The following is a 24,575-nucleotide window of genomic DNA, read 5'->3' on the forward strand; positions in this document are numbered from 1 at the left end:
ATGTACGGTAGCCATGTGCTGCTTCGTTCACTGAACCCACTCGCCGTTGCGCGGGGAGACGATATTCCCGACGCCATCACCATCGACGGAGTCTCGCTTTCTCGCGCCGACATCCTGGGTGCTGCGACCTCGGTTGCCGAACGCATCGCGCGGGCAGATCGGCTCGCGATCTACGCAACGCCGTCGGTCAAGACGGTGCTCGCGGTCGTCGGTGCCCTGATCGCCGGAGTCACCGTGGTCCCGGTACCGCCGGACGCGGGCGTGGCCGAACGCGAGCACATTCTCCGAGACTCGGGTGCGCAGGCGTGGCTCGGCGAAGCTCCGCCCGATACCGCCGGGCTCGAGGTTCTACCGGTGCGTCAGCACGCGCGGTCGTGGCACAGCTACGCCGAACCGCAGCCGTCTTCCGTTGCGTTCGTGCTCTACACCTCCGGTACCACCGGCCCGCCGAAGGGCGTCCTGATCTCTCGCAGCGCCATCGCGGCCGGCCTCGACGCGTTGGCCGATGCGTGGAGCTGGACGTGGAAAGACACTGTGGTGCACGGGCTTCCGCTGTTCCATGTGCACGGTCTCATCCTCGGGGTCCTCGGTCCGCTGCGGGTCGGCAGCCCACTGATTCACACCGGTAAGCCGACTCCGGAGCTCTACGCGGAAGCGCGTGGTTCCCTCTACTTCGGGGTGCCGACGGTGTGGTCGCGGGTCGCCGCCGACGAGACGTCCGCCCGAGCTCTCGCGGACGCCCGGTTGCTGGTCTCCGGCAGTGCGCCGCTTCCGGTACCGGTGTTCGAGAAGCTGCGCGAGCTCACCGGCCAGGCCCCGATCGAGCGGTACGGCATGAGCGAAACCCTCATCACCATCAGCACCCGCGCCGACGGTGAGCGTCGCCCGGGCTCGGTGGGACTACCGGTCGCAGGCGTCGAAACCCGACTGCGCGGCGAGCAGGGCGAAATCCTGCCCCACGACGGTGAATCGATCGGAGCACTGCAGATCCGTTGCCCCATGCTGTTCGACGGCTACCTGAACAACCCGGAGGCGACAGCGAAGACCTTCACCGAGGACGGCTGGTTCGACACCGGAGATGTCGCTCTGATCGAGCCGGACGGCTTTCATCGCATCGTCGGGCGCGCGTCGACGGACCTGATCAAATCCGGTGGCTATCGCGTCGGCGCGGGGGAGATCGAGACGGTGCTGCTGGGGCATCCGAGCGTGGACGAGGTCGCTGTCGTCGGCTTGCCGGACGACGACCTGGGCCAGCGCATCGTGGCCTTCGTCGTGGGTACCGATGTCGAGGATAGGGTGCTCATCGATCTGGTGGCCACCGAGCTGTCGATTCACAAGCGGCCCCGCGAGATTCGCGTGGTCGACTCGCTGCCGCGCAATGCGATGGGCAAGGTACAGAAGAAGTTGTTGAGCTAGTCGTCGCGGGAGTGGAGCCTGCGGAATGACCCAAAATGGCTCAACGTCAGCGCGGGGTACGAGGCGGCGATTAAGTTCGTGGTATGACCTCTCTCGACGGCGCACGCATTCTCGTATTCGGTGCCAGTGGTGGGCTGGGGTCCCCGATAGTCGACCAGCTCGCAGAAGCCGGTGCGCGGTTGACCGTCAGCGGTCGCAGCCTCGAGTCCTCGGATCATCACGTGGTGAATGCCGATCTGACGCTTCCGGATTCGGCTCGCTCGGTGATCGCAGAGGCCGTCGAACACCACGGCGGTCTGGACGGGATCGTGATCGCCGCCGGTGTCGTGGCGTTCGGGCCGGTGACCGAAGTGGACGACGACACCGTCGACGAACTGCTGCTGCTCAACTACCTCGCGCCGCTGCGCATCATGCGCGAAGCGTTGACCACACTCGATCAGGGCGGCTTCGTCCTCAACATCAGTGCGGTGGTGGCCGACAAGCCGATGCCGAATATGGGTGCCTACTCTGCGAGCAAGGCCGCGGTGAGTGCGCTGCTGAAAAGTGTTCGCACAGAAGCCCGTAAGTCGAAGATCAGGATCGTCGATGTGCGGCCACCGCACACCGAGACCGGCTTGGCCACTAGGCCGATCGCCGGGCAGGCACCGAAACTGCCACAGGGGCTGACCCCGGAGTCGGTGGCAGCGCGCATCGTCGCGGCCATCACCGACGACGAGACCGACGTCGGCGCGGACCAGTTCTCGTAGGCGAGACGTTCCTAGGCTATTGTCGGCTTCGTGACCGAGACACATGTGACCGACGCAGCCAGAAGGCTCGTTCGTCGTCGCACCATCGACTTCGGTCTCGTCTGCACCTCCTCCTGTTCGTAACAGTCGATCGAACCCATTCCCGACGGGCTTTTGCGCTCCTCGGGTAGTTCCGGCAACCCTCGAATCGAACAGGAATTCTCATGACCACATCCGTCTCTCATCTCGGCGGCGTCATCGCTGCCACCGATGACGCCGTACAGGCCGACGCGAAGAACGCCCAGGTCGTCTTTCGTGGTTCGGCCACCGCACACGACGCCGTCGCCAGCACCGTCACACTCGGCAAATACAGCGTCGAGGTGGACGAGCCGCCGGCCCTCGGCGGGGAGAACAAGGCCGCCAATCCCGTGGAGTACTACCTCGCGTCGCTGCTGTCCTGCCAGGTGGTCACCTATCGTGTCTGGGCCGAGAAGCTGGGCATCGTCGTCGACGACATCAGCGCAAAGGCCGAGGGAGATCTCGACGTGCGCGGATTCTTCGGGTTCGACGACGCGGTGCGCCCGGGGTTCGGTGAGGTGCGTGTTGTCGTCACGGTCACGGGGCCGGAGACGCGGGAACGGTACGAGGAGCTGCAACAGGCCGTCGACGATCACTGCCCCGTGCTGGATCTGACGCGCAATCCCACCCCGATCCACACCGTTCTCGAAACGGCCTGAGGTCATGAGCGAACGGACATTCGGCCTACGTACCAGAGCAATTCACGCCGGAGCAAGGCCTGATCCTTCCACCGGTTCGCGTGCTGTGCCGATCTATCAGACGGCGAGCTACGTGTTCGAGAATTCCTCTGACGCAGGCGATCTGTTCGCTCTGCAGAAGTACGGCAACGTCTACAGCCGTATCGGCAATCCGACCGTCGCCGCCTTCGAGGAGCGCATCGCGAGCCTCGAAGGCGGCATCGGAGCGGTCGCGTTCGCCAGTGGGTTGTCGGCCGAGTTCGCGGTGTTCGCTGCTCTCGCGGGCACCGGGGACCACATCGTCGCGGCGGCTGGTCTCTACGGCGGCACGGTGACCCAACTCGACGTCACACTCCGCCGGTTCGGTGTCGAGACCACGTTCGTTCCGGGCACCGATCCGGCGGATTACGCTGCTGCGGTCACGGATTCGACCAAACTCATGTACGCCGAGATCATCGGGAACCCGTCGGGGGAGATCGCCGACCTCGACGGTCTCGCGGCCGTTGCGCACGAGCACGGAATTCCGTTGGTGATCGACGCGACGATGGCGACCCCGTGGCTGAGCCGGCCCATCGAGTTCGGTGCCGACATCGTGATCCACTCGGCGACGAAGTTTCTCGGTGGGCACGGTTCGACGCTGGGTGGAGTGGTGGTCGAATCCGGTCGATTCGACTGGGGCTCTGGCAAATTCCCGCAGATGACCGAGCCGGTGGCCTCGTACGGGGGCCTGTCGTGGTGGGGAAACTTCGGCGAGTACGGCTTTCTGACCAAGCTGCGCAGCGAGCAACTGCGCGACATCGGTGGTGCGTTGGCACCACAGTCGGCCTTCACCCTGATCCAGGGTGTCGAGACGTTGCCGCAGCGTATGGACGCACATGTTGCCAATGCCCGAGCGGTCGCCGAGTGGCTGGAACAGGATCCGCGCATCGACTACGTGAGATGGGCTGGGCTGGAGAGTCATTCGCATCACGACCGCGCCTTGAAATATCTGCCCGCCGGACCCGGTGCGGTGTTCGCCTTCGGAATCGACGGGGGTCGCGACGCTGGGCAGACGTTCGTCGAAAGTGTCCGAGTTGCCAGCCATGTCGCCAACATCGGCGACGTGCGTACGCTCGTGATTCACCCGGCCAGCACCACCCACCGGCAGCTGACCGACGATCAACTTCGCGGAGCGGGTGTCGGCCCGGAATTGATCCGCATCAGCGTCGGACTCGAAGACGTCGAGGACATTCTCTGGGATCTGGATCAGGCCCTGAAGCTGGCAACCGGAAAGGCACGCTCGTGACCGAACGCACCTGGCAGGGCCCGTCCGCCCAAGAGCGCCAGCGCATTCTGCGGGAAACCAGGACGGTAGCAATCGTCGGTGCGTCCAAGAATCCCTCGCGGGCATCCTATTTCGTCAACCGATATCTGTCGTCGACGAGCAACTACGAGATCTTTCTCGTCAATCCGACGATCACCGAGATCGAAGGAACAACGGTTTATCCGACGCTCGCAGACCTGCCGAAGCCGCCGGATCTGGTCGACGTCTTCCGCAAGTACGACGACCTTCCTGCGGTTCTCACCGAAACCATTGCAGTGCAGGCGAAGACGATCTGGCTGCAGCTGGGGCTGTGGCACGAGCAGGTGGCCCACGACGCCGAAGCATCCGGATTGAACGTTGTCATGGACCGTTGCCTCAAGATCGAACACGCGCGATTCCACGGTGGATTGCATCTGGCCGGATTCGATACGGGAGTGATCGATTCGCGTCGTACACGGGGGTAGGCGCGCCGCACGCCTCACCACGTCAGGACGGCGTTGTCCTCGAACACCAGTCCGGTGGGTCCATCGGCGTCGAGGGCGGCGAGGCGAATCGCGACGGCCGCACCCTCGTCCGGCGATCGTGTTCCGCGGAATCCGTTGAAGTCGGTGGCGACGTGCCCGGGGGCTGCTCCGTTGACCTTGATCGGGGTATCGGCAAGGTCTCGGGCGTAGTGAACAGTGAGGGCGTTCAGAGCGGTCTTCGAGCTCGAATACGCCATCGACGGCGTGCCCACCCATGCGCCGTCCTCGCCTTGGCCGCGTTGCTCGAGTGGCATCGCAGCCGGCTGTCGCACCATCTGACCCGAATGGCCGACCGCGGACTCATCGCTCGACGTCAGGTCGACGGGGGAGTGGAGGTATTTCTCACCACCGCGGGACGCGATGCCGTCGTGCGCGCTCGGCCCGTTCACGCCAAGGCGGTCAGACGGCATCTGCTCGACGCGATCCCGGCTTCCGAGCGAGCGGCATTCGAGCGCATCCTCGTCGGCCTCACGCTTTCAGCAGGCGACCGCTGATCACTGTTGCCAGACCGCGCGGGGCGAGGCGCACGCTGCCCGCGCTGATCTTGTTGGACAGACCGGACACGACACTGGCCGGAGTGCGACGAGAATCCAACGCGCGCAACGCCGTCGAGACAACCTGCTCGGACGTCTGAAAGTTGCCCACCGCGGCGTCTTTCGATCCCACGACGTCGAAGAACTCGGTGCGCGTCGGACCGGGGGAGAGCGCGAGGACTTTCAGCGACGAGGTGCGGTACTCGAATGCCAGAGCTTCGGTGAAGTTCAAGACGAACGCTTTGGTCGCCCCGTACACGGCCATGTTGGGCGTCGGTTGATACGCAGCGGTACTCGCCACGTTGATCAGCGCACCGGTCAGGTTCGGCAGGAATGCGTGAGTGAGGTCGACCAGCGCACTGACGTTGAGGGCGATTTCTGCGGCTACGCGCTCCGGATCCTCGTCGGCGAACCGGCCGTGTGTTCCGAAGCCGGCGTTGTTGACCAGAGAAGTGGGAGTTATCCCTTTCTCGGTCAACGTGGTTCGCAGTGCTGCACCGACTCCGGGTACGCCCAGGTCCATCGCCACGACGGTGGCAGTGACGCCGTGGTCGGCCTCGATGTGGCGAGCGAGAGCCTCGAGTCGATCGGCCCGTCGTGCCACGAGGACGACGTTCTCGCCGCGTGCGGCGAATCGGGTGGCGAATTCCTCGCCGAGGCCTGAGCTTGCGCCGGTGATGAGCACTGTGGAAGTCATGAGCGCAAATGTAGGCAGTGTCAGCATTGTTGTCAATGCCAACATCGCTTAGGGTGAGTGCATGGCAACGCGGCGCTATCACCATGGTGACTTGCGGGCGGTACTGCTCGACGCGGCCGAACGGAGCATTGCGCAGGGTGGCGTCGACGCGCTCTCGCTGCGGCAGTTGGCCAGAGATGTCGGAGTCAGTCACGCCGCCCCGGCTCGTCACTTCCGAGACAAGCAGGCATTGCTGGATGCGCTGGCCCTGCACGGTTTTCAGGAGATGAATCGCCGGATGGCCGCCGCCGCGACGGGTCCCGGTGAGCTGATGTCGCGGTTTCGTGGCGTCGCCCGTGCGTATCTCGGATTCGCCGTCGAGCATCCTGAACTGCTGGATGTCATGTACAGCACCAAACATCACCCCGATGCCAGCGACGACCTGAAAGCTGCTGCGGGCCAGAGTATGACGGCAACCGAGGCGTTGTTGAAGGACGCCATTGGCGCCGGCATGATCACCGAGGCACCCACCGAGATACTCGCTCGGGTGGCGTTCGCGAGTGTGCACGGCCTCGCGGTGCTCGCCACCGGTGATCTCCTCGACGGCGTCCCGGTCGAGGATCTACTGGACGCAACCGTCGACACCCTGATGCGCGGGTTCACCTAAGTTGAACGGCATGACCGAATACGACCTGCAACGCTTCGTCGACGCCCAGGACCCCGTCTGGAATGCAGTGACGAAGGAACTGAAGGCGGGACGCAAGCAGACGCACTGGATGTGGTTCGTGTTCCCGCAGTTGGCGGGGCTGGGCCGCAGTGCAACTGCTCAGCACTTCGGCATCGCCGATCTGACCGAGGCGGAACTGTACTTGTCTCACGAGGTGCTGGGGCCGCGCCTGAGCAAGGCAGCTCGGCTGACCGTTGGAATCGAGGGCCGGACGGTCGACGAGATCTTCGGTTATCCGGACAATCTGAAACTGCACTCGTCCATGACCCTTTTCGCCGAAGCTACCAAGGGCACGTCCGTTTTCGGTGAAGTGTTGCAAAAGTATTTCGACGGTGAATCCGATGGCGGAACACTCGACTTGCTCGACGAGCGATACCGCTAGCATCGCACCCATGACGACTCCACTCGCCGGATCCATTGCCTTCGTTCACGCCAGCTGGCACCTGGACATCGTCGACCGCGCGCGAGTGGGTTTCGCAGCAGAACTCGAGCGGCTCGGCCAGGCCGGGACGTCCATCGACGTCTTCGAGGTCCCGGGAGCATTCGAGATCCCGCTGCATGCGCAGCGGCTGGCCAAGACCGGGAAGTACTCGGCGATCGTTGCCGCCGCACTGGTGGTGGACGGCGGAATCTATCGACACGACTTCGTCGAGACGGCGGTCATCGACGGTCTCATGCGGGTGCAGCTGGATACCGACGTCCCCGTGTTCTCGGTGGTGCTCACTCCCCACCATTTCCACGAGCACGCCGACCACAATGCCTTCTTCACAGCGCATCTCGAAACCAAAGGTGCCGAGGCGGCGAGAGCTGTCGTCAAAACTCTGGCGTCGCTGGGAACCATCGGCTGACGCTGGGGCCGACGCCATGGCAGATTCTCTGCGCGGGCCCGATGGCCGCTCAGTGGCCGAGCTGGATGAGATACTCGCGGAACTCGAACGGCGAGAACCGATCTTCCATCGCCGCGAGTACGGCACCACGCGGGAAGACTTCGAGTGCCTCACCGATCCAAGTTTTTGGGAGATCGGAGCTTCGGGTCGGCTCTACAGTCGCGAACACGTTTGGTCGGTCCTCGAAGATCGATACTCGTCCGACCCGAGCGGTCGGCTCGACGGTGATTGGGAGACCAGCGGATTCGAGCTCCGGGAAATTGCCCCGGCGACCTACCTGCTGACCTACACGCTGCGGCTCGACGGCAGGTATACCCGCAGAACAACGTTGTGGCAGCGACGGGACGGTGACTGGAGAATCCTCTATCACCAAGGAACCGTGATCGCAGACCATGAATCGTGATGTGTGACGGATGAGTTGACCTTTACCACGAGCTACCGACAGGTTCCGTTTCGTGAATAGTGAAGCACGGCAATAGTTTTCGATTCGACTATCATTGCCAGTCGAACACATGTTCGATACACTTGGTCCATGGCAACGGAGATCTGGCAACTGAGCGAAAGCGAACTCCTCTCCGACGCTGCTGATCTCTCCCACCGAATCCAATTGCTCGAAGCCCGACGTATCGCCCTCGTCGCCGAAATCGACACCCGCGTCTCCCGCGAGAAACTCGGCTTCCCCGGACCCGCCGGCTGGCTGACCTCCACCACCCTGCTCACCCCCAGCAAAGCCACCAAGATCGTCGCCCTCGCCCGCGGACTGAAGAACTTCCCCGACATCGCCGACGCGGTCAACACCGGCGTCATGTCCGTCGACCATGCCGCTCTGATCCTCGACTTCGCCGAAACACCACCGAAGAACCTTCCGCAAGAGGGTAGCGATATCGCTCGGAAGGCGATGATCACCGCCGCCACCGGACCCGGCGCACGCACCGACCGCATCCGCGAAGCCATCACCAAACTGAAAGACACCTACGGTGGCAACAAACCACCACCCGAAGACACCGACCGCAACGAACTCTTCGCCTCGAAAACCCTGAACGGGCGGCTGGCGCTCAAAGGTGACTTCGATGCGATCACCGGTGAGAAACTGCTCGCCGCACTCTCGCCGTTGACCGAACCCCGACCCGCCGCCGACGGCACCCCAGACGAACGCAGCCCCGCCCTACGCCGCGCCGAGGCGTTCGGACACATCCTCGACCGCTACCTCGCCTCCAGCAACCGACCCACCGAAGGCGGCGAAAAACCGCACGTCAACCTGCACATCACCCTCCGCGACCTCACCAACCTCCGCAGCACTGCAGCAGGCGCAGGCTCCGGTGACCGTGAAAGTGGCAGCGGCAGCGGCAGCGGTAGTGACGAAAACACAGGTACGGCAACCAGATCCGATAGCGCGAGCAGCAGCACCCGCGGCGATGATGCCGATGGTTGTGACAGTGGACCGGCCTCCGATCGTGGCGCATATCGGGACCTGTTCGGTGACGGCACCACCGTCGGGTGGCTGCCCTGGATGGGACCACTCACCCGCAACACGTCCCGGCAACTCGCCTGCGACTGTCTTCTCACCGCCATCGTCATGGACGAGAACGGCTCCCCGATCAACCTGGCCCGCACCGCCCGCACCGTCACCGCGAAACAGAAACGCGCCCTCACCGCCCGCGATCACGGCTGCGCCTTCCCCGGCTGCGGAAAACCCGCAGCGTGGACCGAAGGTCACCACATCTGGCACTGGACCGACGGCGGACCCACCGACATGAACAATCTCGTCCTATTGTGCGGATTCCACCACCGACTCATCCACCACAGTGACTGGGAAGTGTTCATCGCCGCAGACAACCACCCCTGGTTCGTCCCACCAGCCACCGTCGACCCGTACCGAGAACCCAGACAATCCCACGCCCGAGCCGGGCCCCACATCGCGTAAGCCCATACAAACAATCCAGCCCCGCACCGAGAACACGGTGCGGGGCTGGAAGAGGTTGGCTGTAAAGCTAATTCGAGAACGCAGCTCTCAGTCGTTGGCGTGCAACACTGCGTTGAGTTCGACTCCTGTGCCCTTCCACGGCACCACCTCGACCGCGCCCGAGAGCGAGTTGCGGCGGAACAGCAGGTTGGACTTTCCGGTCAGCGTCGCCGCCTTCACCACAGTTCCGTCCGGTCCGCTGACCTTCGTGCCGGCGGTGATGTACAGGCCCGCCTCGACGACGCAATCGTCACCGAGAGAGATACCGAGTCCGGAGTTGGCACCGAGTAGGCAGCTCTTCCCGACGGAGATGACGTTCTTGCCGCCGCCGGAGAGTGTGCCCATGATCGACGCGCCGCCGCCGACGTCGGAACCGTCGCCCACGATGACTCCGGCGGAGATGCGCCCCTCGACCATCGAGTTGCCGAGCGTCCCGGCATTGAAGTTGACGAAGCCCTCCTGCATGACGGTCGTACCGCTGGCCAGATGAGCACCGAGGCGCACACGGTCGGCATCGGCGATGCGAACTCCGGTGGGAACGACGTAGTCGACCAGACGCGGGAACTTGTCGACGCCGTACACCGTCACGTGCCCGCGGGCGCGGAGCTTCGCGCGCACCGTCTCGAAGCCGTCGACCGCTGCGGGGCCGAAGTTGGTCCAGACGACGTTGGCGAGCAGGCCGAACACTCCGTCGAGGTTCTGCCCGTGCGGCTGAACCAGCCGGTGCGAGAGCAGATGCAGTCGCAGATACGCATCGTGCGCGTCGATCGGGGCGTCGTCGAGGGAGGCGATGCTGGTGCGAACCGCAACGACCTCGACACCGCGCGCGTCGTCCGGTCCGACGAGAGAAGAGAACTCCTCCGGGATGTCGGATCCCTCGAGTCGAGTGGTGCCGGTCTCGAAGCCCGACCCGAGCTCGGGGCTCGGAAACCAGGTGTCGAGAACGACACCCGACGTCGTGATGTTGGCAATACCTACTGCTGATGCTCCCTGTGCGCTCACGGCAGGAAGAATACGCGGTGGGTTTCGTGCGCGGGTTCACCCGTCATCGCGGGTACGCGGACTGGTTTCCGGAATCCGATCCTGATGCCGCGTCGGTTCGTTACCGATTCGACTGTCGAGTGTGATCGCATCGGGATGCGGGTGGACGGGTAGAGGGCGGGGGAGCTGACAGAGTTTCTCCGATGACCACCCGCATCGGCTCGCGCAGCCGTGGAGCCGCCGCGGTGGTGGCGGACGGCGTCTCTTTCACCGGATTGGTGACGACGCTGGCCACGACGATCGTCCTCGGAGTCGCCCTGGGTTTGGTTGTCGCAGGCGCGTGGTAGACATGCCCATCGGCTGACAGGGGGTCGCCGAGTCTGGGGGGCGTCATGAGTTCGAGCAAGTCCACACGCACGCGTTCGGCAGTAACAGTGATCGCTGCGGCGCTGATCGCCGTGAGCAGCGCCGTTGTCGGTTCGGGCACCGCTGCCGCCGATCCCAACTGCGCCGGAGCCGGCGGTTCGTCGGCCGTGGTCACGAGAATTCCCGGGGCAGCTCTCGAAGGCCTGGCCGTCGACGCGTCGGGCCGCGCCTACGTCACCGACATCGTCTCCGGCCGGGTGTACCGCATCGATGCGCCGGGCCGGGCCGCGTACCCCATCGCGAAGGTTCCGAGCGGCGGCGGCGGAGCTCTGGCCTGGATGCCCGACGGCACACTCCTGGTTGGCTACGGGGCCGACCCTCGCGTCTTCGTCGGCGACCTCGTCAAGGCGGCCGGCATAGTTCGACTCGACGTGAACACGCTTGCCGTCACCCCGTTTGCGACCGGCCTGAGTGCTGCCAACGGACTCGCTGTCGCTGCAGACGGAACTGTGTACGCCACCAACGACTTCGGCTCGCTCATCGGTCGGATCGGTCCCGACGGTTCCGTCGACCCGGACTGGGCTCGCTTTCCGAGCGCCAACGGCGCTGTCCTCGACGCCGCTGATCAGTATCTGTACGTCTCGCGAACATTCGTGAACCCAGGGGTCAGCCGAATTCCGATCGCCAACCCGTCGGCACCGGAGAGCCTGCTCGACCTGTCGGGACTGGGCTCCTTCGCAGCGCCGGACGGCCTGACTCTCGATTCCGCCGGACGCCCCGTGGTGCCGCTCAATGCCGGCGGATCCGTCGTCCGCATCGATGCGCCGGGGGCCACCTGCGTGATCGGCACCGGTACCCGGTTGACGAGCGTTGTCGCTTACGGTCGCTCCGAACAGGGTTTTTCGAGCGGACGATTGTTCGGTGCAGGCTTCGACGGCGTGGTCCGCGAGATTCCGGGACCCAAAGCCTAGGGTTGTCGGCGTGACGCTCGAACTTCATGCCGACCCGATAGATCTCACTGCTGCGCTGGTGGACATCCCCAGTGTGAGTGAGGACGAATCGCGCATCGCCGACGAGGTGGAGCAGGCGCTCCGCGAGCAGACCACAGGCTTCGAGATCATTCGGAGCGGCAACGCCGTTCTGGCCAGAACCAACCGCGGACTCGGATCGCGGGTGATGCTGGCCGGCCATCTCGACACGGTGCCGATCGCCGACAACGTGCCGTCGAGGCGGGAACACGACAGTGCCGAGGGCGACATCCTGCACGGGTGCGGAACCGTCGACATGAAGTCGGGGGACGCCGTCTTCCTGCATCTCGCGGCAACCATCGACAACCCCGCGCACGACCTGACTCTGGTGTTCTACGACTGCGAAGAGATCGCGGCCTCGCGAAACGGACTCGGCCGCATCGAGCGAGAACTGCCGGAGTGGCTCGAAGCCGACGTCGCCATTCTCGGTGAACCGTCCGGCGGTTTCATCGAGGCCGGGTGTCAAGGGACGCTGCGGGTCCGGCTGACGGCGTCGGGAACGCGGGCGCACAGTGCCCGTTCCTGGCTGGGAGACAACGCAATTCACAAATTCGGTGCCGTACTCAACCGGCTCGCTGCCTATCGAGCTCGCACCGTCGACATCGACGGCTGCGTGTATCGCGAAGGGTTGCAAGCAGTTCGGATCTCCGGTGGGGTTGCGGGAAATGTCGTTCCCGACGCCGCCGAACTGGACGTGAATTTCCGGTTCGCACCGGATCGCAGTGTCACTGAAGCCGTCGAGCACGTTCGTGAGGTGGTCGATGGGCTCGATCTCGGCTTCGAGGTCACCGACTCGTCACCAGGTGCCCTCCCCGGTCTGAACCAGCCCGCGGCGGCTGCGCTGATCGAGGCCGCGGGCGGGCAGTTTCGGGCGAAATACGGCTGGACCGACGTGTCTCGGTTCTCGGCACTCGGCATCCCGGCGGTCAATTACGGGCCCGGCGATCCCAACCTCGCCCACAAGCGGGACGAACGCGTCCCCGTCGAGCAGATCAGCCACGTCACACAGGTTCTCCGGAGCTACCTCTCTGCCGGATAGCCTGGACGCCATGAACAGCGTCGAGGGCCCAAGCAGTTTCGAGGAACACGGCACCGAGAAGCCGGCCAAGCACAAGGGATCCGTAGTACTCCGGCGTGGCCGAAACACCGAGACGTCCACGTCGGATCAACGCCTGCTCGACGAGCGAGGATCAGGTAACTGGATTCACTCCGATACCTGGCGGGTGTTGCGCATCCAAAGTGAGTTCGTCGAGGGATTCGGCGCTCTCGCCGAGGTACCGAAAGCTGTGACGGTATTCGGTTCGGCCCGCACCCCCGTCGACCATCCCGAGTACGCCCGAGCCCGGCAGCTCGGGGCCGCTCTCGCCGGTGAGGGCTTTGCCGTCATCACCGGTGGCGGGCCGGGCGTGATGGAAGGTGCCAACCGCGGTGCGAGCGAGGCCGACGGATACTCGATCGGATTGGGCATCGAATTGCCGTTCGAGCAAGGACTCAACGAGTGGGTCGATCTGGGCGTCAACTTTCGATACTTCTTCGTTCGCAAGACCATGTTCGTCAAGTACTCCCAGGCGTTCGTATGCCTACCCGGCGGCTTCGGTACCCTCGACGAACTGTTCGAGGCGCTGACCCTGGTGCAGACCGCCAAGGTCACGAAGTTCCCGATCGTGTTGTTGGGCAAAGACTTCTGGTCGGGACTGCTCGATTGGATCAAGACGACTCTCGTGAAAGAAGGCAAGGTGTCCGAGAAGGACCTCGATCTCATCCACTGCACCGACAGCGTCGACGAGGCCGTCCGCATCGTCCGCGAGGCCCAGCAGTGAACAATCCAGCAGCGAGCAACCCAGCAGTGAGCAACCCAGCAACTGGGGGACACACGCTCAGTGTCTGCGTCTACTGCGCGTCGGGTCCCGTCGACTCCTCGTTCATCGAACTCGCTCGTGACGTCGGAACCGAGATCGGCCGACGTGGCTGGCAACTCGTCTCGGGCGGTGGCAACGTCTCGATGATGGGCGCGGTGGCCGCGGCGACGCGAGCGGCAGGCGGGAACACCGTCGGCGTCATCCCGAAGGCGCTCGTGCACCGCGAGGTCGCCGACGTCGATGCCGATGAGCTGATCGTCACCGACACGATGCGCGAGCGCAAGAAGATCATGGAGGATCGCGCCGACGCGTTCATCACGCTGCCCGGCGGTATCGGAACGCTCGAGGAACTGTTCGAGACGTGGACTGCGGGCTACCTGGGCATGCACAGCAAGCCGATGGTGATGCTCGATCCGTTCGGCCATTTCGACGGGATGATGCAGTGGATCGACGGTCTCCGGTCGACCGGATTCGTGCAACAGCGAGCACTCGACGCACTGGTCAGGACGACGACGGTCGATTCGGCACTGGATGCGTGCGCAACGTTGTGACAGGTCACGAACCGTGCCCGCGGAGTGAGCTCCTCAAAGTTGTTACTCTCAAGTAGGGTAAGAAATCTCACACTGTCTTCGAAGGGGAGTTCATGGCTGTCGATGCCCGTCAGAAAATTGGAGTGACCGACCTCGCGGTCGCGTTGCCGAAAATGGTGACGGAGGTGCCGAGCCTGCTCAAGGGTCTGGCGGGATTCACCCGCAAGCCCGATCACAAGGTGTCGATCGGCCTGATCTTTCAGGAGGCCGCTGCCAAGAACAGCAGCCGCCCGTTCGTGCGGTTCGAGGGTGAATCGACCTCGTACAAGGACGCCAACGAGCTGGTCAACCAATATGCCGCAGTGTTTGCCGACCACGGTGTACAGCGCGGTGACGTCGTCGGCGTGCTGAGCAAGAACCGTCCGGAGGCGCTGTTCGCCGCGCTCGCTGCCGTCAAGCTCGGTGCCACCGCAGGCATGCTGAACTACAACCAGCGCGGCGACGTGCTCGAGCACAGCCTCGGGATTCTCGACGCGAAGGTCCTGGTACTGGACGAGAACGCGCAGGAAGCTCTCGATTCGCTCGACGCGGAGCCGAAGGTGGGAGCGGTGCTGCCACTGAAGAAGCTGGCCGAGCTGGCCGCAACGGCGTCCACGGCCAACCCGAAGGTCACCGCGGAGATCCAGGCCAAGGAGAAGGCGTTCTACATCTTCACCTCGGGCACCACCGGCATGCCGAAGGCCAGCCTGATGAGCCATTTCCGCTGGCTCAAGTCGATGTCCGGTCTGGGCAACATGGGTGTCCGGTTGCGCAGCAACGACGTCATCTACTGCTGCCTGCCGCTGTACCACAACAATGCACTGACTGTGACGCTGTCCTCGGTGCTCGCCGGCGGAGCCACCATGGCCATCGGCAAGCAGTTCTCGGTGAGCAATTTCTGGGACGACATCCGGGTCAACAAGGCCACGGCCTTCACCTACATCGGCGAGCTGTGCCGTTACCTGCTGACGCAGCCGAAGAAGAGTTCCGATCGCGACAACTCGGTCAAGTTGATCGTCGGCAACGGCCTCCGTCCGGAGATCTGGGAAGAGTTCACCGAGCGATTCGGTATCTCCCGCGTCGCCGAGTTCTACGGTGCCAGCGAGTGCAACATCGCGTTCATCAATGCCCTGAACATGAAGAAGACCGCGGGCATCTGCCCGCTTCCGTACGCCGTGGTGCAGTACGACGAGGAATCCGGCAAGGCCAAGCGCGGCCAGGACGGCAAGCTCCGCAAGGTCGGCAACGGCGAGATCGGATTGCTGCTGTCCAAGATCACCGACCGGGCACCGTTCGACGGCTACTCCGACGACAAGGCCACCGAGAAGAAGATGGTGCGCGACGGCTTCAAGGACGGTGACGCCTGGTTCGACACCGGCGACCTGGTCCGCAAGCAGGGCTGGATGCACGTCGCGTTCGTGGATCGCCTCGGTGACACCTTCCGCTGGAAGGGCGAGAACGTGGCCACCACCCAGGTCGAAGGTGCCCTCGGCGGACATTCCTCGGTCGACGGTGCCGTCGTGTACGGCGTCGATATCGACGGAACCGACGGCAAGGCCGGCATGGCGGCGGTCACGCTGCGCGAAGGCGAGACCTTCGACGGCAAATCGGTCGCCGAGCACCTCTACGACAAGCTGCCGAGCTACGCGGTGCCGCTGTTCGTGCGTGTCGTGGACAGCCTGGAGCAGACGTCGACGTTCAAGAGCCAGAAGGTTGCCCTTCGCAAGCTCGGGTACGAGGAAGACAGTGCCAGCGATCTGTACGTGCTGCGCGGCAAGTCCGGTGGCTACGAAAAGGCGTACGACGGGTACGTCGACGAGGTGGCCGCAGGTAAGGCTCCCAAAGGCTGAGCACCCGAAAGATGCGCGCGTGTCACTATTGATTTCATGAGCACCCTCTGCGGCAAACCGGTTGCCGACGACCGCGCTTTGGTGATGGCCATCGTCAATCGCACCCCCGATTCGTTCTACGACGGGGGTGCGAATTTCACCGACGATGCCGCTATGGCGTCGGTGCACCGGGCAGTCGCCGAGGGTGCCGACATGGTCGACATCGGCGGTGTGAAGGCCGGTCCGGGCGACATCGTCGACGCCGACGAGGAGATCCGACGTGTCGTTCCGTTCGTCGGAGCCATCCGGGGTGCTTATCCCGAGCTGCTGATCAGTGTCGACACCTGGCGTAGCGAAGTCGCCAGGTTGGCCTGCGGAGTGGGCGCGGATCTGATCAACGACACCTGGGCCGGGGCAGACCCCGAGTTGGTGCGCGTCGCGGCCTCCGAGGGTGTCGGCATCGTCTGTTCGCACACCGGTGGTGCCGTGCCGCGGACGCGTCCGTATCGGGTTCGGTATGCCGATGTGGTGGCGGACGTGATCGCGGAAGTCACCGCAGCCGCCGAGAATGCTGTCGCCGAGGGGGTGAAGAAAGATTCGATATTGATCGATCCGACGCACGATTTCGGGAAAAACACCTATCACGGGCTCGAGTTGTTGCGGCGCGTGGACGATCTTGTAAACACCGGGTGGCCTGTGCTCATGGCGCTGAGCAACAAGGACTTCGTAGGCGAGACTCTAGGGGTAGAGCTCGTCGACCGGTTGGAGGGAACATTGGCAGCGACAGCATTGGCCGCAGCAGGCGGAGCCCGAATGTTCCGGGTGCACGAGGTTGCGTCGACCAGAAGAGTCGTAGACATGGTGGCAGCGATCCAGGGGCTCCGAACCCCGGCGCGGACGGTCAGGGGTCTGGCATGACACTTGCGGATCGAACGGACGTGACCATGGCATGGTCCGAGACCAACAGCTGGGACGTCCCCGACTGGACGATCGCCGAACTGGAAGCCGCGAAGGCGGGCCGGACGGTGTCGGTGGTACTCCCGGCGCTGAACGAGGAACAGACCGTTGCCGCGGTCATCGACACGATTCATCCCCTGCTCGGGGGACTCGTCGACGAGCTGATCGTGTTGGACTCCGGTTCGACCGACGAAACAGCCGTCCGGGCGACGGCGGCAGGCGCGCGAGTCATCAGCCGCGAGGAAGCGGTCCCCGGGATCGACCCGGTGCCGGGCAAGGGTGAGGTGCTGTGGCGATCGGTCGCAGCGTCGACCGGTGATCTCATCGCCTTCGTCGACTCCGATCTGATCAATCCCGATCCGGCGTTCGTACCGAAGTTGCTCGGCCCGCTGCTGATGGGCGACGGCATCCACCTCGTCAAGGGCTACTACCGGCGTCCGCTGCGGGTCAGCGGGACCGAGGATGCCAACGGCGGTGGACGTGTCACCGAGCTCGTGGCCAGGCCACTGCTCGCTGCACTGCGACCGGAATTGACGGGCGTCATTCAGCCGCTCGGCGGGGAATACGCGGGTACTCGCGAACTGCTGTCCGCAGTGCCGTTCGCGCCAGGCTACGGAGTGGAGATCGGGCTGTTGCTCGATACGTACGACAGGCTCGGTCTGCAAGCGATCGGTCAGGTGAATCTCGGCGTACGCAAGCACCGTAACCGTCCGCTGGTGGAGCTCGGGGCGATGAGCAGACAGATTGTCGGAACGATGCTGAACCGGTGCGGCATGGTCGATTCCGGTGCCGGGCTGATGCAGTTCCGGGTGGACGGTGATTCCTTCCAGCCGTTCTCGACCGAGGTGTCGCTGATGGATCGACCGGCGATGAACTCGCTGAAGTAGGCGTGTCGGGCGGGCGTGACAAGATCGTGGCATGTTGACGCTGCTGATCTACGTCGTCGTCATTGCCGTCGTCGCTGCTGCATTGTTCTTCGTGGCGTCGACGGTGTTCGGTCGCGGTGAGGAACTGGGCCCACTGCCCGAGGGAACCACCGCGACCGTGCTGCCCGCGGAGGGCGTCACCGGTACCGACGTGCGCGCGCTGAAGTTCCAGCAGACCGTGCGGGGGTACAAGCCGAGCGAGGTCGATTGGGCACTCGAACGGCTCGGCGGCGAAATCGACATGCTTCGGTCGCGGTTGTCTGCAGCGGAGGCCGGCGCACAGTTGGGGTTCAGGCCCTCTGTCGACCACGAGCCGGGCACGACCGAACCGGGCGAGCGGTGAGCGCTGTCGCCGGACCGGACGGCAGGCTGCGCTGCCCGTGGGGTGCCACCGACGACGAGCTGTATCGGGATTACCACGACACCGAGTGGGGGCAGCCTCTTCACGGGCGAAACGAACTGTACGAGCGGCTGTGTCTCGAGGCGTTCCAGTCCGGCCTGGCGTGGATCACGATCCTGCGCAAGCGCGAGAGTTTCCGGAGCGCATTCGCCGGTTTCGATCCGGAACGAGTGGCCCGATTCGGCACCGCTGATGTCGAACGGTTGATGAACGATGCGTCGATCGTGCGTAATCGCCTCAAGATCGATGCTGCGGTGAACAATGCTCGGGTCATCGTCGAGTTGAACGACACCGACCTCGACACCCTGCTCTGGTCCTTTGCGCCCGAACCCAGGCCGGGGCGGCTGACGGAGTCCTCCGACGTGCCTGCCTCGACCTCCGAGTCGAAGGCTCTGGCCAAGGAGCTCAAGCGTCGGGGGCTGCGGTTCGTGGGTCCGACAACCGCCTATGCCTTGATGCAGGCCACCGGAATGGTCGACGATCACCTGTCGGGGTGTTGTGTGCAGGTCACGAATACCGACTCCGATTCCCGGTATCGAGGTCGATAGGGAAGAATAGGACTCAACACCCGTCGCCCCGCGACGAAATTTATCTTTTAGGCCGAGGCGCCGTGCTGATGGGCGCAGATCTGGAGGGAGCAGAGGATGGCGGCGATGAAGCCCCGGACCGGGGACGGTCCCCTCGAAGCAACCAAAGAGGGACGAGGAATCGTCATGCGTGTCCCGCTCGAGGGGGGCGGCCGACTGGTCGTCGAATTGACCCCCGACGAGGCCGCGGCACTCGGAGACGAATTGAAGGGTGTCACCGGCTGATAGTCACGTCGATCGCTCGTCGCTCAGCCCCGCTCGCCGTACCGGCAAGCGGGGCTTTGTGTTGTGGCGACGAGTGTCGTGGCGAAGGGCGTTCGTTCCGGTGTGAGAGAGGTGCTCGATGCTGACCGATGTCGTCGATCTGCTGCTGTGTCCGCAATGCCGGGCGCGCGACGTCGAATCCGGCATGGACTTCGGCGATACCGATCGGACGCTGTTGTGCGATCGAGGACATTCGTTCGACGTGGCTCGTCAGGGCTACGTCAGTTTGTCGACCGGAGACGGCGGCAAGTTCACCGGTGACTCGGCGGAGATGATCGCCGCTCGCGACACGTTCCTGGGGAAGGGCCATTTCGACCCGATCGCAGCAGCGGTCTCGGCTGCCGTTCCGTCGAACAGCGAAGTGGTACTCGACGTCGGGGTCGGTACCGGTCACTATCTCGCGGCTGTGCTCGACGCCCGTCCCGATGCCCGGGGCGTAGGAGTCGACGTCTCGAAGTTCGCTGCACGCCGTGCTGCGCGATCACACGTTCGTCTGGGGTCCGTGGTCGCGGACATCTGGAGTGGCCTACCGGTGCGAACAGAAACCGCGTCCGCAGTGACGTGTGTGTTCTCTCCGCGCAACGCCGCCGAGTTCAGCCGAGTTCTCGTACCCGACGGCGTGCTTGTGGTCGTGACACCCACTGCGCGTCACCAGCACGAGCTGCGGGGCCCACTGGGCCTCATCGGCGTCGAGGAGAACAAGACACGCAGGCTCGGTGAATCGCTGTCCGGCTTGTTCGAGCCGGTGGCAGAATCCCCGCTCGAGTACTCGATGATGCTCTCGCACCGCGACGTCGAGACATTGATCGGAATGGGCCCGTCGGCGCGGCACGGTGACCCCGAGTCGCGGTCCGCAGCGCTGGCGCAGCTACCGGACGGCATCGAGGTCACCGCGTCGGTGACAGTGTCGACCTATCGCCGCCGCGCCAACGCTGCGTCGTAGACGGCGAGGGTCTGCTGCGCGATCGATGCCCACGAGAACTCGGCGACGGCGCGCTCGCGTCCTGCCTTACCCATTGCCGTCGCGAGTGTGGGGTCGAGGGCGACTGCGTTGACGGTGTCGGCCAGATTCCGCTCGAATACGTCGGGTTCGTAGGAGTTGTAGTGCACCAGGCGTCCGGTGCGGCCGTCGTCGACCACCTCGGGGATACCGCCGACGTCCGATGCCACAACGGCGGTTTCGCAGGCCATTGCTTCGAGATTGACGATACCGAGCGGCTCGTATACCGACGGGCACACGAATACTGCTGCTGCAGTGAGTATTTCGCGGATCTTGTCGGTGGGAAGCATGTCCTTGACCCAGAACACGCCGCCGCGCTGTTCGGCGAGCAGCGCCACGGCCCGCTCGGTTTCCGCGGCGATCTCCGGAGTGTCGGGGGCGCCTGCACACAGAACGAGCTGGATCGACGGGTCGAAGTGGTGGGCCGCCGCGATCAGGTGTCCGACGCCCTTCTGTCGGGTGATGCGCCCGACGAACGCGACGATCGGCTTGCTTCGATCCACGCCGATCTCGTCCAGGGTCGAGGTGCCGTGGTCGGCGAACCACCGCTGCGTGTCGATTCCGTTGCGCACCACATGAACCCGACTCGGATCGAGTCGCGGATAGGCGTCGAGCACGTCTTTGGCCATGCCCTCGCTGACGGCGATGACGGCGTCGGCGTATTCCACGGCGTTGCGCTCGGACCACGACGAGATGCGGTATCCGCCGCCGAGTTGTTCGGCCTTCCACGGCCTGCGCGGTTCGAGCGAGTGGGCGGTGAGGATGTGGGGAACGTCGTACAGTTCGGCCGCGAGGTGGCCCGCGAGGCCGGTGTACCAGGTGTGCGAATGCACCACGTCTGCGCCCGAGGCCGCGTTCGCCATTCGCAGCTCGGCCGACAACGTCGTCAACGCAGCGTTGGCTCCGGCGAGGGCGGGATCCGGGTCGTGCACCTGCGCAGTGTCGCGGGGCGCGCCCATACAGTGGATGTCCACGTCGCACAGTGACTTCAGCTGCGCGGACAACTCGGTGACATGAACTCCTGCGCCACCGTAGATCTCCGGGGGATATTCCTTGGTCATCATTGCTACGCGCACGTGAACGAACCTACATTCCCCAGCAGTTGTGCGTGTACTGCTCGCAAGGTTCTCTCGGTGCGGATAGGTTGAGTGGGTGAGGACACAACCGCACGTACTAGGGATCGTGCTTGCCGGCGGTGAGGGTAAACGTCTTTACCCGATGACCGCCGACCGAGCCAAGCCGGCCGTTCCCTTCGGGGGCGCCTACCGACTCATCGACTTCGTGCTGAGCAATCTCGTCAACGCCGGTTACCTCCGGCTCTGCGTGCTCACCCAGTACAAGTCCCATTCACTGGACCGCCACATCTCGCAGACGTGGCGGCTGTCCGGGTTCGCCGGGGAGTACATCACTCCGGTGCCGGCGCAGCAGCGACTCGGGCCCCGGTGGTACACCGGCAGCGCCGACGCCATCTTCCAGTCACTGAACCTGGTGTACGACGAGGACCCCGAATACATCATGGTGTTCGGTGCCGACCACATCTATCGGATGGACCCCGAGCAGATGGTGCAGCAGCACATCGACTCCGGTGCAGGCGTCACCGTTGCCGGTATCCGGGTGCCGCGCAGCGAGGCATTCGCCTTCGGGTGCATCGACTCCGACTCCGACGGCAAGATCACCCAGTTCCTGGAGAAGCCGGCTCAACCGCCCGGAACCCCCGACGACCCCGATGTCACCTATGCCTCCATGGGCAACTACGTCTTCACCACCAAGGTGCTCGTCGACGCCATCAAGGCCGACTCCGAGAACAGCGACTCCGACCACGACATGGGCGGCGACATCATTCCGGCGCTCGTCGAAGCAGGCGTCGCGTCGGTCTACGACTTCAACGACAACGTCGTGCCCGGCGCCACCGAACGCGATCGCGGGTACTGGCGAGACGTGGGCACCATCGACGCCTTCTACGACGCCCACATGGACCTGGTGTCGGTGCACCCCATCTTCAATCTGTACAACCGACGCTGGCCCATCCGTGGATCGGCCGAGAACCTGCCACCCGCGAAATTCGTTCAGGGCGGCTTGGCTCAGGAGTCGGTGGTCGGTGCCGGCTGCATCCTGTCTGCTGCCACCGTCCGCAATTCGGTGCTCAGCTCCAACGTCATGATCGACAGCGGCGCGACCGTCGAGGGCAGTGTCCTGATGCCCGGCGTCAAGATCGGTAAGGGTGCCGTCGTCCGGCACGCGATCCTGGACAAGAACGTCGTCGTGGGTGACGGCGAGATCATCGGTGTGGACCACGAACGCGATCGCGAACGCTTCAACGTCAGCGCCGGGGGAGTCGTCTCGGTCGGTAAGGGCGTCTGGATCTAGAGCCTGCGGCATGTGAGTGGTAGAGCCCTCGGTCGTTTGGAGGGCTCCACTCCTGCCTCGTAGCCCGCTACGAGCTACCACTCACATGCGGCGCAGCCGCTCACGCTCTCGACGCACAGATCAAACCGTCGCCGAGGGGCAGCAGCACCGTCGTGAGCCGCTCGTCCTCGGCGATCGCCCGCGCGGCGGATCGAACGGCCACCGCTGTGGCGTCGCGCTGAGTGGGATCGGCAACTCGTCCACCGAGCAACGCGTTGTGCAGCACCAGAACTCCACCGGGGCGGAGCAGCCGAACGCTCTCGGCAACAAAATGTGGATGGTCTGCGGGACTGGCGTCGATGAACACCAGATCGTAGGTGTCGTCGGCCAGTCGGGGGAGCACGTCCAGTGCCCAGCCGTTGATCAACCGGGTGCGTGAGGGTGCAATTCCTCCGGCGCGGAACGCTTCTCGGGCCGCGCGCTGGTGCTCCGGCTCGGTGTCGATCGTGGTGAGAACGCCATCGGCACGCATCCCGTCGAGCAGCCACAGCCCGCTGATTCCTGCGCCCGTTCCGATCTCGACGACCGTCTTGGCCCCGAGCATCTGGGTGAAGATACTCAGAATCGCCCCGACCGACGGCGGTACCGGGGCGGCACCGAGGTCGATGGCGCGCTCTCTGGCTGCGATGAGAACCTCGTCCTCCTGAGCGGAGTCTTCGGCGTAGGCGAGCATCTTCTCGGCGTTGGTCGGCACGCCCCGAGGTTATCGTGCCGGAGGCTCGATCTCACGCACACATTCTCAGGTGCGCCTCAGGTGATTCATACCGGACCCACACGCGGGTCGGTCAGGCTATGGAGGAATCGAAGGTCCGTCTCGATTGCGAAGTGTGAGCTGGAACATCCGAGGGTAGTCGTCGGTTGAGTCAGAAGGACGTACGCAGTCCTGAGCAGGAGGATCCAGCTATTTACAAGATCAACGGCGATCGCGACACCGCGCGTCTACCCGAGTCCGTACCCGCGCCCGAGGACCTCAGCGGAACCGCAGTGTTCGATGCGACCGGCGAGGACTCCACCATGCCGTCCTGGGACGAGCTGGTTCGCGAGCACGGCGACCGCGTCTACCGACTGGCTTACCGCCTGTCCGGTAACGCTCAGGATGCCGAAGACCTGACTCAGGACACGTTCATCCGGGTGTTCCGCTCCCTGTCCAACTACCAGCCCGGCACCTTCGAGGGCTGGCTGCACCGCATCACCACGAACCTGTTCCTGGACATGGTCCGTCGCCGTAGCCGCATCCGCATGGAAGCACTGCCCGAGGACTACGACCGCGTCCCCTCCGACCGGCCCAACCCCGAGCAGATCTACCACGACGCGCGGCTCGACCCCGATCTGCAGTCGGCACTCGACTCGCTGGCACCCGAGTTCCGCGCCGCAATTGTGCTGTGCGACATCGAAGGACTGTCGTACGAGGAAATCGGTGCGACACTGGGCGTCAAGCTCGGAACGGTCCGCAGTCGCATTCACCGTGGACGCCAGGCGCTACGCGAGTACCTTCGAGTGCACGGGAAGGTCGACTCCGGTCACGCAAGTGTCCACTAGCTACGAGGAGGGTTGGATGACGCAGGCGCGCAAGCCCCGGCAGTTCAGCTCCACCGAACATCTGGCCAGTGAGGCCGTTGCGGCATACGTCGACGGCGAATTGCGGATGCCCGCGTACCTTCGTGCTGCCCACCACCTCGCCGAATGCCCGGAATGCGCGGCCGAGGTCGAGGCTCAGCAGCAAGCGCGCAAAGCGTTGCGCGGGGCGGGTGAGATGTCGATGCCGCACTCTCTGCTCGGCCTGCTCAGCCAGATCCCGTCGTGCGCCGGCGAGGATCGGCCGGCCCACACCAAGCGAACCTTCATGTCGTCCGTCGCCGCTGTGCGTCGTCGCCGACGCTGACGACATCGAGAT

31 protein-coding genes are annotated in these 24,575 nt (G+C 64.5%); 26 read left to right on the top strand and 5 right to left on the bottom strand.

The features are described 5' to 3' along the window. The 5 genes from CH286_RS15555 (at position 1) to CH286_RS15575 (ending at position 4,663) form a co-directional block, all read left to right on the top strand. A complete protein-coding gene (locus CH286_RS15555) occupies positions 1-1,416 on the top strand; it encodes an acyl-CoA synthetase (protein ID WP_032403002.1) in 1,416 nt (471 codons plus the stop codon). 83 nt (positions 1,417-1,499) lie between these two features. Further along, positions 1,500-2,162, top strand: coding sequence for an SDR family NAD(P)-dependent oxidoreductase (locus CH286_RS15560; protein ID WP_094609673.1), 663 nt, complete (start codon positions 1,500-1,502; stop codon positions 2,160-2,162). Between the two features lie 203 nt (positions 2,163-2,365). Beyond that, entirely contained in the window at positions 2,366-2,878 is a 513-nt protein-coding gene (locus tag CH286_RS15565) for an OsmC family protein (RefSeq protein WP_032380590.1), read from the top strand. A 4-nt stretch (positions 2,879-2,882) separates the two neighbouring features. After that, entirely contained in the window at positions 2,883-4,181 is a 1,299-nt protein-coding gene (locus tag CH286_RS15570; protein WP_032403004.1) for an O-acetylhomoserine aminocarboxypropyltransferase/cysteine synthase family protein, read from the top strand. Next, a complete protein-coding gene (locus tag CH286_RS15575) occupies positions 4,178-4,663 on the top strand; it encodes a CoA-binding protein (protein ID WP_094609674.1) in 486 nt (161 codons plus the stop codon). Before CH286_RS15570 ends, CH286_RS15575 begins: the two co-directional genes overlap by 4 nt. A 14-nt stretch (positions 4,664-4,677) precedes the next feature. Here the strand turns inward: CH286_RS15575 and CH286_RS15580 are convergent, their stop codons facing one another. Then, positions 4,678-4,977 (bottom strand): SDR family NAD(P)-dependent oxidoreductase, encoded by a 300-nt coding sequence (locus CH286_RS15580; RefSeq protein ID WP_255182668.1) that lies wholly within the window; start codon positions 4,975-4,977, stop codon positions 4,678-4,680. A 30-nt stretch (positions 4,978-5,007) separates the two neighbouring features. Here CH286_RS15580 and CH286_RS15585 point away from each other — a divergent pair, with 30 nt between their 5' ends. Next, positions 5,008-5,217 (top strand): hypothetical protein, encoded by a 210-nt coding sequence (locus CH286_RS15585; protein ID WP_094609676.1) that lies wholly within the window; start codon positions 5,008-5,010, stop codon positions 5,215-5,217. On the opposite strand, the gene CH286_RS15590 is transcribed toward CH286_RS15585, so the two are convergent. After that, the gene (locus tag CH286_RS15590; RefSeq protein WP_255182669.1) at positions 5,192-5,953 is read right to left on the bottom strand and encodes an SDR family NAD(P)-dependent oxidoreductase; all 762 of its coding nucleotides are present in this window, start codon (positions 5,951-5,953) and stop codon (positions 5,192-5,194) included. The two genes, CH286_RS15585 and CH286_RS15590, sit on opposite strands and share 26 nt — an antisense overlap. Before the next feature lie 61 nt (positions 5,954-6,014). Here CH286_RS15590 and CH286_RS15595 point away from each other — a divergent pair, with 61 nt between their 5' ends. From CH286_RS15595 to CH286_RS15615, 5 genes are all read left to right on the top strand, one after another. Continuing rightward, positions 6,015-6,599, top strand: coding sequence for a TetR/AcrR family transcriptional regulator (locus CH286_RS15595; protein WP_094609678.1), 585 nt, complete (start codon positions 6,015-6,017; stop codon positions 6,597-6,599). A gap of 10 nt (positions 6,600-6,609) precedes the next feature. Next, on the top strand, positions 6,610-7,041 hold the full coding sequence (locus CH286_RS15600) for a DUF1810 domain-containing protein (protein ID WP_032403008.1): 432 nt from the start codon (positions 6,610-6,612) through the stop codon (positions 7,039-7,041). A gap of 10 nt (positions 7,042-7,051) precedes the next feature. Then, on the top strand, positions 7,052-7,507 hold the full coding sequence (locus tag CH286_RS15605; protein ID WP_032380598.1) for a 6,7-dimethyl-8-ribityllumazine synthase: 456 nt from the start codon (positions 7,052-7,054) through the stop codon (positions 7,505-7,507). A gap of 16 nt (positions 7,508-7,523) precedes the next feature. Further along, entirely contained in the window at positions 7,524-7,949 is a 426-nt protein-coding gene (locus tag CH286_RS15610; protein WP_094609679.1) for a nuclear transport factor 2 family protein, read from the top strand. A gap of 129 nt (positions 7,950-8,078) precedes the next feature. Continuing rightward, positions 8,079-9,470, top strand: coding sequence for an HNH endonuclease signature motif containing protein (locus CH286_RS15615; protein ID WP_094609680.1), 1,392 nt, complete (start codon positions 8,079-8,081; stop codon positions 9,468-9,470). Between the two features lie 87 nt (positions 9,471-9,557). Here the strand turns inward: CH286_RS15615 and dapD are convergent, their stop codons facing one another. Further along, complete coding sequence (gene dapD / locus CH286_RS15620; RefSeq protein WP_094609681.1) at positions 9,558-10,511, bottom strand: 2,3,4,5-tetrahydropyridine-2,6-dicarboxylate N-succinyltransferase; 954 nt, start codon at positions 10,509-10,511, stop codon at positions 9,558-9,560. A gap of 182 nt (positions 10,512-10,693) precedes the next feature. On the opposite strand from dapD, the gene CH286_RS27870 reads away from it, so the two are divergent. From CH286_RS27870 to CH286_RS15675, 12 genes are all read left to right on the top strand, one after another. Beyond that, positions 10,694-10,837: a hypothetical protein gene (locus CH286_RS27870; RefSeq protein WP_155289287.1), complete on the top strand. Its 144-nt coding sequence runs from the start codon at positions 10,694-10,696 to the stop codon at positions 10,835-10,837. Between the two features lie 45 nt (positions 10,838-10,882). Continuing rightward, positions 10,883-11,827 carry an SMP-30/gluconolactonase/LRE family protein gene (locus CH286_RS15625; RefSeq protein WP_037171558.1) on the top strand — a complete coding sequence of 315 codons (945 nt, stop codon included), beginning with the start codon at positions 10,883-10,885 and terminating at the stop codon, positions 11,825-11,827. Between the two features lie 10 nt (positions 11,828-11,837). Continuing rightward, positions 11,838-12,923: a succinyl-diaminopimelate desuccinylase gene (gene dapE, locus CH286_RS15630; RefSeq protein WP_037171557.1), complete on the top strand. Its 1,086-nt coding sequence runs from the start codon at positions 11,838-11,840 to the stop codon at positions 12,921-12,923. A gap of 10 nt (positions 12,924-12,933) precedes the next feature. Then, positions 12,934-13,704 carry a TIGR00730 family Rossman fold protein gene (locus CH286_RS15635; protein ID WP_032403014.1) on the top strand — a complete coding sequence of 257 codons (771 nt, stop codon included), beginning with the start codon at positions 12,934-12,936 and terminating at the stop codon, positions 13,702-13,704. Between the two features lie 26 nt (positions 13,705-13,730). Continuing rightward, entirely contained in the window at positions 13,731-14,294 is a 564-nt protein-coding gene (locus CH286_RS15640) for a TIGR00730 family Rossman fold protein (protein ID WP_094609729.1), read from the top strand. Between the two features lie 92 nt (positions 14,295-14,386). After that, on the top strand, positions 14,387-16,162 hold the full coding sequence (locus CH286_RS15645; protein ID WP_094609682.1) for a long-chain-acyl-CoA synthetase: 1,776 nt from the start codon (positions 14,387-14,389) through the stop codon (positions 16,160-16,162). A 36-nt stretch (positions 16,163-16,198) separates the two neighbouring features. Beyond that, the gene (gene folP / locus CH286_RS15650) at positions 16,199-17,059 is read left to right on the top strand and encodes a dihydropteroate synthase (RefSeq protein ID WP_094609683.1); all 861 of its coding nucleotides are present in this window, start codon (positions 16,199-16,201) and stop codon (positions 17,057-17,059) included. Beyond that, the gene (locus CH286_RS15655) at positions 17,056-17,985 is read left to right on the top strand and encodes a glucosyl-3-phosphoglycerate synthase (RefSeq protein ID WP_032403017.1); all 930 of its coding nucleotides are present in this window, start codon (positions 17,056-17,058) and stop codon (positions 17,983-17,985) included. The genes folP and CH286_RS15655 overlap by 4 nt, the downstream gene beginning before the upstream one ends. Positions 17,986-18,016: 31 nt before the next feature. After that, on the top strand, positions 18,017-18,367 hold the full coding sequence (locus tag CH286_RS15660; protein WP_032403018.1) for a DivIVA domain-containing protein: 351 nt from the start codon (positions 18,017-18,019) through the stop codon (positions 18,365-18,367). Continuing rightward, positions 18,364-18,972, top strand: coding sequence for a DNA-3-methyladenine glycosylase I (locus CH286_RS15665; protein WP_032375930.1), 609 nt, complete (start codon positions 18,364-18,366; stop codon positions 18,970-18,972). The genes CH286_RS15660 and CH286_RS15665 overlap by 4 nt, the downstream gene beginning before the upstream one ends. Before the next feature lie 96 nt (positions 18,973-19,068). Continuing rightward, on the top strand, positions 19,069-19,236 hold the full coding sequence (locus CH286_RS15670) for a DUF3117 domain-containing protein (RefSeq protein ID WP_008714277.1): 168 nt from the start codon (positions 19,069-19,071) through the stop codon (positions 19,234-19,236). 118 nt (positions 19,237-19,354) lie between these two features. Next, positions 19,355-20,218 carry a methyltransferase domain-containing protein gene (locus CH286_RS15675; RefSeq protein WP_037153384.1) on the top strand — a complete coding sequence of 288 codons (864 nt, stop codon included), beginning with the start codon at positions 19,355-19,357 and terminating at the stop codon, positions 20,216-20,218. Here CH286_RS15675 and glgA read toward each other — a convergent pair. Beyond that, positions 20,188-21,351 (bottom strand): glycogen synthase, encoded by a 1,164-nt coding sequence (gene glgA, locus CH286_RS15680; protein WP_094609684.1) that lies wholly within the window; start codon positions 21,349-21,351, stop codon positions 20,188-20,190. The genes CH286_RS15675 and glgA overlap by 31 nt on opposite strands. Before the next feature lie 76 nt (positions 21,352-21,427). Between glgA and glgC the strand changes: the two genes are divergently transcribed. Beyond that, positions 21,428-22,642 carry a glucose-1-phosphate adenylyltransferase gene (glgC, locus tag CH286_RS15685; protein WP_037171542.1) on the top strand — a complete coding sequence of 405 codons (1,215 nt, stop codon included), beginning with the start codon at positions 21,428-21,430 and terminating at the stop codon, positions 22,640-22,642. A gap of 100 nt (positions 22,643-22,742) precedes the next feature. Here the strand turns inward: glgC and CH286_RS15690 are convergent, their stop codons facing one another. Continuing rightward, positions 22,743-23,354 carry an O-methyltransferase gene (locus tag CH286_RS15690; RefSeq protein ID WP_032375949.1) on the bottom strand — a complete coding sequence of 204 codons (612 nt, stop codon included), beginning with the start codon at positions 23,352-23,354 and terminating at the stop codon, positions 22,743-22,745. A 239-nt stretch (positions 23,355-23,593) separates the two neighbouring features. On the opposite strand from CH286_RS15690, the gene sigE reads away from it, so the two are divergent. After that, positions 23,594-24,220: an RNA polymerase sigma factor SigE gene (gene sigE, locus CH286_RS15695; RefSeq protein WP_052058682.1), complete on the top strand. Its 627-nt coding sequence runs from the start codon at positions 23,594-23,596 to the stop codon at positions 24,218-24,220. A gap of 16 nt (positions 24,221-24,236) precedes the next feature. Next, positions 24,237-24,563, top strand: coding sequence for a zf-HC2 domain-containing protein (locus tag CH286_RS15700; RefSeq protein ID WP_032375948.1), 327 nt, complete (start codon positions 24,237-24,239; stop codon positions 24,561-24,563). The last annotated feature ends 12 nt before the right edge of the window (positions 24,564-24,575 follow it).

The organism is Rhodococcus sp. WWJCD1 (assembly GCF_002258735.1).
Classification (GTDB): domain Bacteria; phylum Actinomycetota; class Actinomycetes; order Mycobacteriales; family Mycobacteriaceae; genus Rhodococcoides.